Raw genomic sequence first — 12,507 nt, 5'->3', positions numbered from 1 at the left:
CCGGTGCGATAGGTCAGCATTCAGCCGCCCTCACCATCCATGGCCGGACTCTGTGGCCATTCCGGCCCGTTATGATCCGGCGGTGCTTCGCCGGGCGGCACGCCAAAGGCCACGCTCAGAACCTGAGCCAGACCATCGAATTTCCGTTCCACATCGCCGACCGATGCATCGAGCTCCATGATCGCGGCGGTCAGGCCCTGCAGGGTTTTGAGCAACGGCGAAGGCGCTGAATCCGCAGTGGCAAACTCATTGAGCTTGCGCAGCATCGTGGTCTGAACATGCAACGTATCGAGCATCAACCCCAGCGCGCCATTCATCGCCGCCTGCCCGGCATCAAGTGCGGCCAGCCGAGTGGCAATTACCTCCAGGGACAAATGCGAAGATGCGGGCGAGCCTCTACGATTCGCCTTGTCGTTCGGACTTTCCATCAGACAAGCGAGACGGCGCTACGGCAGCTCAGCGTGGAATCAGAACGAGTTTTCATGGCGTCAGCCGCCGCCGATGCGGCACGTCCAGGGGCGGTGCTTCCAGATCATTGAGCGTTGGCTGGCGCGCGCTGTCAGGGATACGCGCCTCCGCCCGTGCATCGCGCAGAAGGCTCACTGCCCGGGCCAGGGCGGCATTCTTCTCCGGTGTGGATTTACTCGCCACCGAAAGCCAGTACGCGGCGGCGGCACGGTCGAGATCGGCGTCAATTTCTGACATCGGTTCCTACTCCTTCCTGGTTTGATTGCTGGTTGGGACCTACCTGATATCCCGGCTTGTGGAAGCGGTTTTCCGCGACAAGCGCCCGCATCTCGGGTCTGCGGAAATAAATCGCACGCCCGCAGCGCAACGGGGCCATGCCGCGCGCCAGGACGAACATCTCATCATCACGCACATCATGCAGCAACTCCGCCTTACGGATCAGCGGCCGACCGATTTCATGGTAAGAAATATTTGAACCGCGCGAGAGCGAGGATGCTTGCATGGCTTTGCCGGATTTGCCGGTATTCATCCCCTCGGAACTCGCCATCACCCCATAGGTGCCAAAGGAGTTTTCGAGCTCAGTGGCGGTATCGAGATCCTGCACCGCCGCGTAGCAGCGATAGGAGACGCCGTCATACCAAGAGCGTTTGCCCTGTTCGCCCCATTGCTCGACGATCTGCCCGCTCGACTGATAAAGCAATTGCATGGTGATGCCGTATTTGCGCCCGGCATCCCGCGCGGTTTCCAGGATTTTCATATAGCCAAGCCGCGCCGCTTCATCGAGCAGGAACAACACCCGGCCCTGCATCGCGCCATCCGCCTCGTACACGGCATTCAACAGCGCGCCGATGATGGTGCGCGATATCCCGGGTTCGGTCTCCAACGCCTTCAACGGCATTTTCAGGAAGATCGTCACCTTGCCGTCCAGCAGGGCGGAGGTCCTAAAACTGTTGCCGGAGACCAGATTGGCAAAGGCCGGGTTGGCGAGCCAGGTGGTCAGCTCGGCGGCGCTGCCGATCACCCCGCTGAAGGTCTCATCCACCAGCCCGCATACCGGCCCGGCTAACTGGCGCGCATATGCGCTGGGGCTCGCCTCAAAAATCCCCCGCAGCACGGCCCTGACCTCATTGACCGGCATAGCGATCGCCCGGCGTACCGCGCGCAAGGTCTTGAGCTTTGCCGGCGCTGTCTCGTCGAACAGAATATGGGCCAAAAAACAGCGCACCATATTGCGCGCCATGCTGTCGAAAAAATCATCTTTTCTGGCCGCTGGCTTGGTATCCCCGCACACCCAGGCAACAACGGAATCGATGTTGGTGGCCGCCAGCGGCGAGGTGGTGTCGATCCAGTCCAGCACGTTGAAGCCAGTCCCTGCGCGCGGGTCGAGCTCATGCACCATGTGCCCCATCGCCTTACGCGCGTCCCGCAACATCGGCGCGATCTCTCCGGCGGGATCAAGAATGACCGCTGAGCCGGTCCAATGCAGCAAGGTGGAGACGGCCGTGGTGGTCTTGTAGCCACCGCTGCCGATGATCATCAGCGAATGGGTCGGCCCCTCACGGCACGGATCGATCAGCAAAGGCGCCTGACCGCCCTGCCCCCAGCTTTTGGCATCGTCCGGATCGAAGCGCCGAACCGCCACCTTCTCCTGGTCAACGCGATAAGCCTCACCGACGACAATGCCGCCAAAGGCAGGATTTGGGCCAGGAAAGCGTTCGCGCGCCGCCGCCATCGCCATCCATGCGGCGCGTCCATGATTATCGGTCACCGCCAGCGGCGATTTGACGATACCGCCAAAGAGTGGCCGCCGGAGTTTTGGGCCCACCACTTGCTGGCCGCGATAGATGAGTGCTGTGATCATCAGCACCGGTGGCATGGCACCCACCCCGGCACTGATTTTGAGCCAGAGCGACACGCGCGGGTTACCGTCAAAATTCAACGCATACAGCCACCATTGCCAGAATGGATGCGGAAACTCATGCAGCATTCCTGTGCCGAACAGAAATACAAATGATGCCACCACGGTCCAAGCGATCAATGTTAGGATAATGCCAAAACCTCCTTTGACGATGAATTGGCCGGTTTGTTCTGAGATGGAGACGCTCATGATTTATGCCGCCCGCAACAAATGCGCAGCACTCTCACCACGGCGCGCAGCGTCAGCCGCAAACCACACTTCCCCGATCTCGTACACCGCGCCCTCATTGTGGAATGGAATGATCAGATCGACGGCTGCGGATAAAAACTCCATCAGCGTCTTGTCATCCCACCTCCCGCCCTGCGGGCTACCCTTCACCAGGGCAAACAACCGCCTGAACGCCTGCTCGGGATTACGCCCATGGATGGTGGTAATCGAGCCGGGATGACCAGAAACGATTTCATTGATGTAGGTCCAGGCGGCATCGTCGCGTAGCTCCTGCAACAAGATCCGATCCGGCTTCATGCGCAGGCTGGCTTGCAGCAGCATTTCCGACGTCACCCGCGCCAAGCCGATATTATCCTTGGCATAGAGCAACCGGACATGATTAGGCTGGAGGATGACCAGCTCCAGCGTGTCCTCAATGGTGATCAGCCGCTCCTGCGACGGGATGGCGCTGATGAGGGTTTTACTCATCGTCGTTTTGCCCGAGCCGGTAGCACCGCACAGCAGGATGGTGAGCCGCGCCTGCACCGCGCGCTCCAAGAAGGTTTTGATGTCACCAGCATCATACAGGGCAAGCAAGGCGGCAAAGTCCCGCTGCGCCGCCTCTTTGCGGCTGGCCCAGTTATTCCAGCCCGCCACCTGGTAACGGCTCACCAGCGAGTCGAGCGGTGCCACCGAGCCTCCCGGCTTGCGGATGGTGATGCTGAGCGTACCAGCCGGAACGGCGGGCGGCATGCAGATTTGCAGCCGCTCCCCGCCGGGCAATTCGGTGGCGCAAAGCGGGCTGCGCGGTCCGACATCCTGCTTACGCAGCGCGCCGGCCAGCGTGGCGATATCCTCGAGGTCCGCATAATCGAGCGCTATGGCTTCCGCCCGGAACTGGCCGCGCTGGCGGACAAACAACTCCCCCGGCCGGTTGATACAAATCTCTTCCGTGGCGGGATCATCCAGCCAGGACGCCAGCGGCTGCATCAAATATGTCAGCAAGCGCGCTGCCTCACCCGCCATTGCCCGTCTCCGCGCCGGTATTATCCAGCCTCAACCGGTACACGCTGGAAAAATCCAGATCATGCGCCACGATCAGCGAGACGGTATCGCCCTGGTTCTTGGTCAGTGTCGGCGGAATGTTGATGGAATTCGCCAAGGCCGTGTTGGCAACCGACTGGCCATTGCTCTGCGCGGCATACACAAAGCCAAGTGCTGCCTGCTGCGAGGTCGAATTGCTGTTGCCATTCCCTGCCGCCGCCAGGGTTCCGGCCTGCAACCCGCCTTGCACCATCGTCAGCATCAGCGCCCCGCCAAACCGGTCCCAGAAATGATTATCCACCTCGCCCGGCAACCCCGCCCGGCCCAATTCATCGGAGCCGGGGGAATCCAGCGTGACGATGACATGATCCGGCGTCTCGGCCCGGGTCCAATCGACGAACACCCGGTTCTGTCCGTGCAGAAGCCCGCTCTCCAACTGGCCGACGATCTTTGTGCCTCGGTCGAGCAGCACGACATTGCCAGTAGCACCGCGAATATCGATCGGCACCACACAGGTCACAAACCCAGGCAACTGGCTATCGATAGCCGTTTGCAGGGTGCACGGGATCATCGTGCCCTCGGTGATCACCATGTCCGGATGCCGCATAACCGAGGCCTGCTCGCCATCGAGAACCGTGGGCTTAAGCCGCGCCGCCAAGGGGGAATTATCCTGCATCGGCGTCACCGCCGCCGTGGCGCCCGGCTGACTGACGCTCGAGGCGGCCGGCTGTTTGGGAACCGGCACCGACGATCCGGAGAAGGCCAGGATCGGCGCCGCAGCGGGCGAGGTTTGCGCGGGTGCGTCCAACAACCCAGTTTGTGTAGTGGCGGGCGCTGGTAGTTTTTGCGCGGCGGGCTTCATGGCCGAGTCCGGCGGCCCGTTAAAAACTTCGCCGCCATTCGTATATGCCGCTGGAATGATTTTTTGCTGGTCCGCCCACTTATGGCTGAACAGCGCGTTGAACCAGATGAAGCCCAGCCCCAAAACCGCCACCAGCGCCAGAATGCCAAGCTTGGTGCCGGTGGTCAGCTCCCGGCGCGGCGTGCCTGCAACGGGCGAACGCCCATCCTCCACCGGCGAGGCTGCCGCCTGATCGCTTCGACTCCCCATCTCCGGCCCGTTGGGAGCTTGCCCGCTCATGGCGTGGCTCCCGGCAGGTTGTTACCGGGCGGCACAACGACCCGCGACACATCCGGGCTGGTCGTACCCGTCTCCGGATTGCCACCCACCGACTGGTAACCGACGTTATAAATATCCAGCACCGTGCCGCCATCGCGCAGGCGCCATTCCCGTGCGGTCTGGTCGAGCTGCACGATATCGCCATTGACGGCATAGCTGGCCGTTGCCTCCTTCCCATCCGGGTCAATCACGAAGATCGAGGGGATGCGCGCGTTGCCTGCAAATTGCAGTAGCGTGGAATAGCCATTATCCCAGACTGCTAAGGGTGCCAGCGAGCGGTCTCCACGTGCGACGTATTTGTAATTGCGCGGCCCGGCATAAGGGTTGCTCTGCTCATTCTGAAATGCCGACTGTGCGGCGGTTTGTGTCGCCCGCGCCAAAGCCAGCCTGTTGAGCGCCGCCACCTTTTTGGCATCGGCAGCCGCGCGCTCCGCCGCCGCTTTAGCCGCATCCGCCGGATAGGTGAACTGCACCGAGTAGAACACACCCGCCGCCCCATCTGCCGTGCTCGGGGCATTCACGGTCTCGATCTCAAAAACATAGCGCCGCAGCGTGCCATTCGGGCGCTGGGTGAGCACGATAATCGGCTGCAAGGTGAGCGCTGCACTGGGCTTGAGGAACAGGTAATTGCCCTTCGGCACCGCCGCTAGATGCAAACTATCGGTCTCCGCCACCGAGGTCACCATCTCACCCGGCGCGAAGCTCACCACCATCGTCGCGCCGATGATCGTCGATAGATGCACAACCTGGCCCGGGTTGTAGGCGACATAGCGCATTCGGCTGTCATAATGGCCCGCATTCGGCGTCTGATCAGCATTGGCGCCGCGCGCCATCACCATACTTGTCACACCAATCACGAGCACCAACGCAAAAGCTCGTCTCATGGCGCTGTATCCTCTTCATCTTGATAGCTGGTAATGATGATGCCTCCAGGATCGTCCAGCCGTTCGGCATCAGGCATGGTATCGACCTGCTCGAATTGCTCCGTCGCAGTCCAGGTGGTGGTAACTGCGGTATTCATGCCCGCCTCAAAGATCCGTTGGTAGCGAACTTGCGCCACGCCAGGACCGATCAGCGCCACCGAAATCGGCTCCACGGTCACGACGCCATTCTTGCCGATGGTCACCTGCGGCGATTGCGGGTTTGGATAATTGAACCACGCCTGATAGGCGGCTTTTGTCGCGGCATCCGACATGCCGGAGACGATGTCATACCGATACCGTGCGGTATCGTAGGAATAACCTTCGCGCATCTGCACATATTGCCAGAGGGCCGCGCGGATCACCGCTTGATGCGTGGAGGCCGGCAAGGTTGAAAGCGCGACTGAATTATCGATCGTGCCATCCGGGCGGATGAGAAAATACACCGGCACCAATTTGGTCAGTGGCAACATCGAGGCCACCGCCCATGCCAGCCCCAGATTGGCGAGCATGGAGAGGCCGAACGCCACCAACGCGCCCTTGGAGAGCAGCCGGGCCGAGCGCGCCCGCGCTTCCTGAAACGACAAAACCTCGTTGTAATGCTTATCCAGCATGGCGGGCGCGAGCGGGAATGCGCCGGAATTCTGATCCATCACGCCCTACCGGTCCGCAACCTTGGGAGGGGCGGCCAGATCCTGCGGTGTCGGCTGCCAATGCCCCGCATTCAGCGCGAAGATCGGACCGGACGCCACGGCAAGATGATCAGGATTGGAACACCCAGCGAGAAGCCCGAAGGTGATGAGAATAAGACAAAATTTGATGAATTTGCCAGCGAATCCCAAAATACCTGGAAGCGGTTTGGATGACACGAACCGCCGGTAGAGAATCCACCCCCAAAAGGCGCAACTTGCACCCTCGGCAAAATATGGAACAAGACGAGCATTGCTGATCATCGGACCAATCCTGTGTTTGATTTACCACGTGAAGATTGAACGATACGCCCCGCTTGCGTTGCCGAGGCGGCCATGGCGAGCGGGCTGACGGAAATTCCGCCGCCGATATAAGCGGCGATCCCGGGCAAGAAGCAGGTGATCAAGCTACCAATCGCCAGAAAGATGACGAGCTGGGTACAAATCAAAATGGCTTCCGGCTTAGATGCCGTCGCGACATTTCCCAACGTGCTGTTCACGTAGGTGACGAAGCCATTGATGATAATCGCAAGCACAATATCAACCAACAACGTCAAAATCATCAAACCGATCAACTTGCCGATAAATCGGTCAGCCACGCCACGTGTTGCGCTGAATAAATATCCCGAGAGAACAAACGGCCCCAGGCACACAACAATATCCGTCAAAATCCTTGTCGATTCGTAGATCAAGAACACCAGACCAATGGGAAACACCATAAGGCTCTGCAAAATTGCCAGCTGAACTGAATAAAGTACGTTGAGGAAATTCATATGATTTTCGGCAATCGCAAAAACTTCTGATGCGGAATTCCAAAGCGCGTCAAACTGATGCGCTGCCGGTGCTGTTCCGGTCACCCCCAGGAATGACGAAGCAAAATAATTCGGCAAGCCCGCCGTGAAGAAGCTCACGATATATTGGTCGTAGAGTGTCGTGGACATCAAAATTGCCATGACCAGACTGACGGTAATAATCCTGCTGACCCCCTGGCGAACTCCGACGTCGCCGCGCATAACCAGAATGCCCGTGACTATGATCCACAGCACAACCAGTGCGGTCAGCGGCCCCTGCACAGCTGACATTGCCGCATTGACTGTTGTCTCCAGGCTGCTGGTAAACGGCGCCTGGATAATCTGATCAAAAGTGTAAAACGGCGCATAATTGTCAGCGCTGGCCATTTTTTACCTCATGGTGCCGCAGCGGCGTTTGGATTAGTGTTGGCGCTATTCGATATGGCAGCCTGATGCATCTCATCGGCAAGCAATTGTTCTTCGGCCGATTCAACATTTTGACAGGCCGCCTGCGATATTGAAGCGGCGTTGTCGCCACACCGCGCCTCATCCCTTTTGGCGATGGCGGGATTGGCAACATACCAGCTGGCCGTGTGCACTGTGGCAGCGGGCGCAGATATACCCGCCTGGCTCGGTGCCGCATTTCTGGACGAGCGCATGTTAAAATCAATACCAACAATCACGCCAGTCCCGGCAATAATAACGGCCAGGCCAATTATGATCTGCAATCTGGATGGATAAATCATCATTGACCTCCATTAGTAGCCGCATCGGATTGTAATTCGCTCACAAGGTTGGTCTGATCCTGATCGAAATGCTCTTGCTGCTGCTGTTGCTGCGACGACGCCTGCTCGCTCGCCAGCACCTGAAGGTTCTGTGCCTGCGCCTGCTGCGCCTGCACGAATTGCGATTCCGCCGCGATGCGGCCATTGATCGCATCGACCTGGGTGATCGAGGTAGCGGCGTTCAAATCCGATTCCAGATTCGGTAAATCCTGCATACGCTGTTGAATCGCGGCGAGATTCGTCGATGCAATGCCTTCGATATTTGCGATGGCATTGCCATTGGCGTTCAACTGCGCACTCGCGGCCGAACCATCCGTTGGTGCATAAACATGGTTCTGGTTATAATAACTTGCGGCCGCACCGGACGGCGCGGTTGTTCCTCCGACCAGCCCCGCCATCGCGTTCGCCATGGGCATCGGGTTTTCGATCGACTGGTTCTCCATTCCAGCCGCCATGCCCATGACATTAGTGGGGTTGGTGAACATCTGATAGGTCTGCTCAAGCTGCGACAATTGCGCCTTGAGCTGCTCCACCGCGATGACCGATTGCGCCGCGGTCTGGATGTTCTGTCCCAGATTGGCGCTGTCGATCACCGCCATTTGCGCGGCGGCCTTTGGCGCCAACCCGAGGCTCAGCATCACTCCCGCGATCACAACTGCATATGCAAGTCTATTCGGATTCAATTCATCCTCCTGTCAGTCCTTGGCGTCATGGTAGGATCTCAAAAATTCCGACAGCCATTTGTCTGGCTCATCGCCCAGCTCGCGGCGCAGTTTTTCTGCAAAGCGCACGGTATTCGTCCGGCCGGAAAGTATAGCGACATAATCGCGCATCTGGCCGAGATCGAATTCACAAATAACGCTGGCTTGCTCGCGCTTGAGCAGGAAGCGGCGCTTACCGACCGCCATCTCTTCGCGCACCGCGCGATATTCTCCTTCAGTGCATTTGAGGCCGTCAATATAAACCGCGCGGTCCGCCGTCGGCGACGGGAACATGATCTTGGTCTGACATTGCGCCACGATCGACGGCCCCAGCGGGCTCTCCAGAATATGCTCGGGCATCTGCAACGCCAGAAACACCGCGCCATTGCTCTTGCGCACCGTCAACAAAAGATTATCAACCACCGCCGCGAATTGCGGGTTTTTAAGGTAGAAGCGGAATTCATCGATACTCAGCACGACGCGCCGCCCATCGAGGATTTGTGTCACACGATAGAGCAGATAAGCCCCCGCCGGCGCGCAGACCTCGTCATGTTCGAGCAGTTGGGTCATATCGACGCCGGTGATCGCGCCATCGAGCCGCACCTCGTCGTGCTCCCCATCGAACGCCCAGCCCAGCGCATTACCCCGGCACCATTTCTCGAGGCGAGGACCCAGCCCCATCGGGTCGGCATGACCGAGAAATTCCCGCAAACCAGCCAGCGAACGCAGATTTTCCGGCATGCTCATCTGCCGGGCGATCGCACGCTCCAGGCGCTTCTCTTCCTCCGGATTTAGCCCGCCCTTGCCATCACTTTGCACTAACGCGATCAGCCAACCCCGCAGAAAATCCCGGTCCGCTTCGGTATCTTTCAGCCCACGCAGCGGTGCCAACCCCGACACCTCACCACGGCGCAATTCCAGATAAGTGCCGCCCGTGGCGCGCACCAGCAATTCCCCACCCCGGTCCTTATCGAAAAACACCACCGAGCCAGCCCGGCCCGATGGGGTATTTTCCTCCACCATCGCCTGCTCGAACATCGCCAACAGGAACATCAGCAGCGCGGTCTTGCCCGAGCCTATGGGACCGAAGATGATCGTCATCGCAACATCGGCAACATGCGGCACGTAGTCATAGGCTGTGCCACCATCCGTGCGGAAGCGCGCGATAGCAGCACCCCAATGTCCGCGCTCTTCTCCTGCTGGGAAATTATCAAAGCTCGACAGCCCAGCAAAATTGCGGGAATTGATTGCCCCGGGCCGCGTGCGCCATTCCAGATTACCCGGGAGTTGCGACCAAAAGGCCGCCTCCAGCCCCAGCCGCTCCTCGACCACCACCGCCCCGGCATCGGCCAACCGCCCGCGCGCCCGCCCCGCGTGCTCCTCTACCGCCGCCAGCGAATCTCCATAGACCGCCAGCGAGAGGTGATGCGCGCCCATAACAAATTCATTGGAGGCCAGGGCATCCGCCGCTTCCTCCAACCCGGCGATCTGGCTCACCGCCTTGTCCTGCGCGCCCAGCATCTGGGCGGATTTCAAAGACAGCCTATCCTGCGCCTGGGCACGGGTAACAAAGGCGAAGGATTGCGCCAGCACGATGGGGAACGGCACCGAAAGCAGCGTGTTCAAAATCCCAGGCCGGGTTTTTGCCGGATACTCCCGAAAGGAGAATATCGTCCCGAACAAGCTCTTATCCGGCGCGCGGATCTCTATCCCCCGCCGCCCGCAAATAACGCGATCAGTGTAAATCGAATCACCCAGATGCCCGGAAACAACCGGCACCGGCAGCGGCCTGCCGGTGATAATCAGGCGCAACGCCTCGGCGATTTCCGAGAAGGCGATCCCATCCCGCTCATACACACCAAGTCGCCTGACTCTGAACCCTTCCAGCCCATTGGCCAAAACAAGCCATTGGTCCTCTAACTCTCGCGCCAGCCCATCAGCTGCTTCCGGGGGGTTACGCCCAAGCCGCGCCCACCTTCTGGCCATGCCCGAGCCAAGCGGGCTGCGCGGCGAGATCAGCAGGCTGATAAAATAATCGTTCCGGTACAGCCGACCCGCCAACACCTCGTCGCGGTATGCGGCGTCCAGCGCGTGGGCAAAGCCGGAGCTGAAGCAGCGGGTGGGTGCTGCCCCCAGATCGGCATGGCGGATGAGATGCGTATGGATGGTGACATTGTCGTCGGCGAGATTGCGGTAGGTCGTGTTCAGTAGCCGCAGTCTTGCATTGCGCAGCGCATGATCGGCCAGCTCGAACGCCTGGCCCTCAACATGCCCCATCGCCAGCAGCGCCCCGCTTTCCAGCAGCACGGTCTGCGGCCCGATATGTCCGATATAGGGCAAATATTGCGTGGCGGCGCGCTCCGCGCGGGCGCTATCCCCCCACATCGCGCATACCCCGGTAACGAGCGCGGCCAGGAACCGGTGCAGGTGACACCGAGGCCCCGCCCCATCTCTTGCTGTCCACCGACCGGCCTGCGGTGCGCAGATACAGCATCACAACACCGACGGCGTTATAGTCCCGCGCCACCAACTCCCGAGCCGCCAGCCAGAGCGGCGCCATGACCACCAAATAAAGCGGGTTCTTGAAAATCACGACGATCAGCCCGGCCAGCATGAGCAGCATCGCCCCCAGACTAAGTGGCACGCCCATGAACATCGCGGGCCTCGTCGCCGCGAGATATAGCGTGTCAGCTTCAAGGGGCTCCATCTCAACCGCCCCCGGTCAAAGTCTGGCCGAGATAGGAAGCGCCAAACATGATGACGATGCCGCCGATGATGCCCGCGATCACGCCGAGCGACGCCCGGCCGAACATGAACAGAAACCCGATGCCGATAATCCCGAGCACGGCGATTGTCTCACCAAACGGCCCCAGGATGAAGGTGCAGACATTATTGATCATCGTCTGCGGGCTCGCCCCGCCTGAGACAGTCTGGGCGTAGGCAAACGCAGGAAGCCCAAGCATGACCGCCAGCAGCGTAACGGGCCACGTTCGGGCAGCCACGGGCCATAATCTGGTCAGGCGAAACATCCGTGCCTGCGCAAGAAGCATCCGGGCGATCATGTCCATCATGGCGACCTCATCGTTTGGGGTGGGGAAGCAGCCTCATCGGCCAGAGCAATTTTTAGCGCCGTCGCATCCAGCCCGAGCGGCACCAGCCAGGGCGCGCCATGTGTCCTCGCGTAACTGCCGGTGGCCGATACATCCCAGGAGGGTGGCATGTCTGGGGCGATGGCAGGCGGCAGCGGCGGAACGGATAGGGCCGTCGCCGCCTCATCAGCATGGCGCATTACGCGCCTCGCATAGCCGTTCATGATCCCTTTGAGTGGTGAGCCGGTATTGTAGATCGACAACGCCATGAGCAAAGCTGCCTGCTGCCTGGTGGGAACCGGGCCTGTGCCGTAAGCGGCTCGCAGCACTTCCGCACCGCCCGCCAATGACGAGCAAGGATCAAGCGCCGCGCCTATGGTCATTCCCAACGCGGGCAGGTTGGCGCTGTTGATTTGCATCAAGCCCAGATCGACAGAATGCCCTCTGGCCATCCAAGTGGCTGCCTGAGCCTCAGCGGCGGCGAAGCTCGCCGGGCTGGCACTGGCATGGGTACTGTTATCGTGCAGCATCCATGGATGAAAATCGCTCTCCGTGCGGGCAACACCGCGCAGAACCCATACCGGCACCCCTGGCGCGCAACGCGCCGCGAGACCGGCAAAATCCGCATCCGATAACGTCGCAGCGAAGACTGGTGCCGGGCCTGCCGCGATCAGGCACACCAGCATACCGGTGAGCCGATATCTCCGAAAGTTGG

The 12,507-nt window shown here is 60.1% G+C and carries 15 protein-coding genes; all 15 read right to left on the bottom strand.

Features of this window, described 5'->3' with window-relative positions; all coding sequences use genetic code 11:
* Positions 1–20: 20 nt before the first annotated feature.
* Positions 21–374 (bottom strand): hypothetical protein, encoded by a 354-nt coding sequence (locus tag LI953_RS10430; protein WP_227076012.1) that lies wholly within the window; start codon positions 372–374, stop codon positions 21–23.
* Between the two features lie 106 nt (positions 375–480).
* A complete protein-coding gene (locus LI953_RS10425) occupies positions 481–705 on the bottom strand; it encodes a hypothetical protein (RefSeq protein ID WP_227076011.1) in 225 nt (74 codons plus the stop codon).
* Positions 692–2,575, bottom strand: coding sequence for a type IV secretory system conjugative DNA transfer family protein (locus LI953_RS10420; RefSeq protein WP_227076010.1), 1,884 nt, complete (start codon positions 2,573–2,575; stop codon positions 692–694). Before LI953_RS10420 ends, LI953_RS10425 begins: the two co-directional genes overlap by 14 nt.
* Positions 2,576–2,578: 3 nt before the next feature.
* Entirely contained in the window at positions 2,579–3,619 is a 1,041-nt protein-coding gene (virB11, locus tag LI953_RS10415) for a P-type DNA transfer ATPase VirB11 (RefSeq protein ID WP_227076009.1), read from the bottom strand.
* Complete coding sequence (gene virB10, locus LI953_RS10410) at positions 3,609–4,778, bottom strand: type IV secretion system protein VirB10 (protein WP_227076008.1); 1,170 nt, start codon at positions 4,776–4,778, stop codon at positions 3,609–3,611. Before virB10 ends, virB11 begins: the two co-directional genes overlap by 11 nt.
* Positions 4,775–5,701 (bottom strand): TrbG/VirB9 family P-type conjugative transfer protein, encoded by a 927-nt coding sequence (locus LI953_RS10405; RefSeq protein WP_227076007.1) that lies wholly within the window; start codon positions 5,699–5,701, stop codon positions 4,775–4,777. Before LI953_RS10405 ends, virB10 begins: the two co-directional genes overlap by 4 nt.
* Positions 5,698–6,390 (bottom strand): type IV secretion system protein VirB8, encoded by a 693-nt coding sequence (locus LI953_RS10400; RefSeq protein WP_227076052.1) that lies wholly within the window; start codon positions 6,388–6,390, stop codon positions 5,698–5,700. The genes LI953_RS10405 and LI953_RS10400 overlap by 4 nt, the downstream gene beginning before the upstream one ends.
* Before the next feature lie 6 nt (positions 6,391–6,396).
* Positions 6,397–6,690, bottom strand: coding sequence for a type IV secretion system lipoprotein VirB7 (locus LI953_RS10395; RefSeq protein ID WP_227076006.1), 294 nt, complete (start codon positions 6,688–6,690; stop codon positions 6,397–6,399).
* Positions 6,687–7,604: a type IV secretion system protein gene (locus LI953_RS10390; protein WP_227076005.1), complete on the bottom strand. Its 918-nt coding sequence runs from the start codon at positions 7,602–7,604 to the stop codon at positions 6,687–6,689. Before LI953_RS10390 ends, LI953_RS10395 begins: the two co-directional genes overlap by 4 nt.
* An 8-nt stretch (positions 7,605–7,612) precedes the next feature.
* Positions 7,613–7,963, bottom strand: coding sequence for a hypothetical protein (locus tag LI953_RS10385; RefSeq protein WP_227076004.1), 351 nt, complete (start codon positions 7,961–7,963; stop codon positions 7,613–7,615).
* The gene (locus LI953_RS10380; protein ID WP_227076003.1) at positions 7,963–8,685 is read right to left on the bottom strand and encodes a type IV secretion system protein; all 723 of its coding nucleotides are present in this window, start codon (positions 8,683–8,685) and stop codon (positions 7,963–7,965) included. Before LI953_RS10380 ends, LI953_RS10385 begins: the two co-directional genes overlap by 1 nt.
* A 12-nt stretch (positions 8,686–8,697) precedes the next feature.
* Complete coding sequence (locus LI953_RS10375) at positions 8,698–11,088, bottom strand: VirB4 family type IV secretion/conjugal transfer ATPase (RefSeq protein WP_227076002.1); 2,391 nt, start codon at positions 11,086–11,088, stop codon at positions 8,698–8,700.
* Positions 11,075–11,410: a type IV secretion system protein VirB3 gene (locus LI953_RS10370; protein ID WP_227076001.1), complete on the bottom strand. Its 336-nt coding sequence runs from the start codon at positions 11,408–11,410 to the stop codon at positions 11,075–11,077. The genes LI953_RS10375 and LI953_RS10370 overlap by 14 nt, the downstream gene beginning before the upstream one ends.
* Position 11,411: 1 nt before the next feature.
* A complete protein-coding gene (virB2, locus tag LI953_RS10365) occupies positions 11,412–11,666 on the bottom strand; it encodes a pilin major subunit VirB2 (RefSeq protein ID WP_370635789.1) in 255 nt (84 codons plus the stop codon).
* 104 nt (positions 11,667–11,770) lie between these two features.
* The gene (locus LI953_RS10360) at positions 11,771–12,478 is read right to left on the bottom strand and encodes a transglycosylase SLT domain-containing protein (protein WP_227076000.1); all 708 of its coding nucleotides are present in this window, start codon (positions 12,476–12,478) and stop codon (positions 11,771–11,773) included.
* Positions 12,479–12,507 lie beyond the last annotated feature (29 nt).

Origin of the sequence: Acidocella sp. KAb 2-4 (assembly GCF_020567705.1) — a bacterium.
Classification (GTDB): domain Bacteria; phylum Pseudomonadota; class Alphaproteobacteria; order Acetobacterales; family Acetobacteraceae; genus Acidocella.
The sequence above is the reverse complement of the archived record's forward strand: the minus strand, read 5'-3'. Positions and strand labels throughout refer to the sequence as shown.

What these genes read in the sequence shown, in the direction of transcription:
- LI953_RS10400 (WP_227076052.1), bottom strand. Translation starts at nt 6,390, where the DNA reads ATGGATCAGAATTCCGGCGCATTCCCGCTCGCGCCCGCCATGCTGGAT.
- LI953_RS10390 (WP_227076005.1), bottom strand. Translation starts at nt 7,604, where the DNA reads ATGGCCAGCGCTGACAATTATGCGCCGTTTTACACTTTTGATCAGATT.
- virB10 (WP_227076008.1), bottom strand. Translation starts at nt 4,778, where the DNA reads ATGAGCGGGCAAGCTCCCAACGGGCCGGAGATGGGGAGTCGAAGCGAT.
- virB2 (WP_370635789.1), bottom strand. Translation starts at nt 11,666, where the DNA reads ATGCTTGGGCTTCCTGCGTTTGCCTACGCCCAGACTGTCTCAGGCGGG.
- LI953_RS10385 (WP_227076004.1), bottom strand. Translation starts at nt 7,963, where the DNA reads ATGATTTATCCATCCAGATTGCAGATCATAATTGGCCTGGCCGTTATT.
- LI953_RS10405 (WP_227076007.1), bottom strand. Translation starts at nt 5,701, where the DNA reads ATGAGACGAGCTTTTGCGTTGGTGCTCGTGATTGGTGTGACAAGTATG.
- virB11 (WP_227076009.1), bottom strand. Translation starts at nt 3,619, where the DNA reads ATGGCGGGTGAGGCAGCGCGCTTGCTGACATATTTGATGCAGCCGCTG.
- LI953_RS10420 (WP_227076010.1), bottom strand. Translation starts at nt 2,575, where the DNA reads ATGAGCGTCTCCATCTCAGAACAAACCGGCCAATTCATCGTCAAAGGA.
- LI953_RS10370 (WP_227076001.1), bottom strand. Translation starts at nt 11,410, where the DNA reads ATGGAGCCCCTTGAAGCTGACACGCTATATCTCGCGGCGACGAGGCCC.
- LI953_RS10395 (WP_227076006.1), bottom strand. Translation starts at nt 6,690, where the DNA reads ATGATCAGCAATGCTCGTCTTGTTCCATATTTTGCCGAGGGTGCAAGT.
- LI953_RS10425 (WP_227076011.1), bottom strand. Translation starts at nt 705, where the DNA reads ATGTCAGAAATTGACGCCGATCTCGACCGTGCCGCCGCCGCGTACTGG.
- LI953_RS10375 (WP_227076002.1), bottom strand. Translation starts at nt 11,088, where the DNA reads ATGTGGGGGGATAGCGCCCGCGCGGAGCGCGCCGCCACGCAATATTTG.
- LI953_RS10360 (WP_227076000.1), bottom strand. Translation starts at nt 12,478, where the DNA reads ATGCTGGTGTGCCTGATCGCGGCAGGCCCGGCACCAGTCTTCGCTGCG.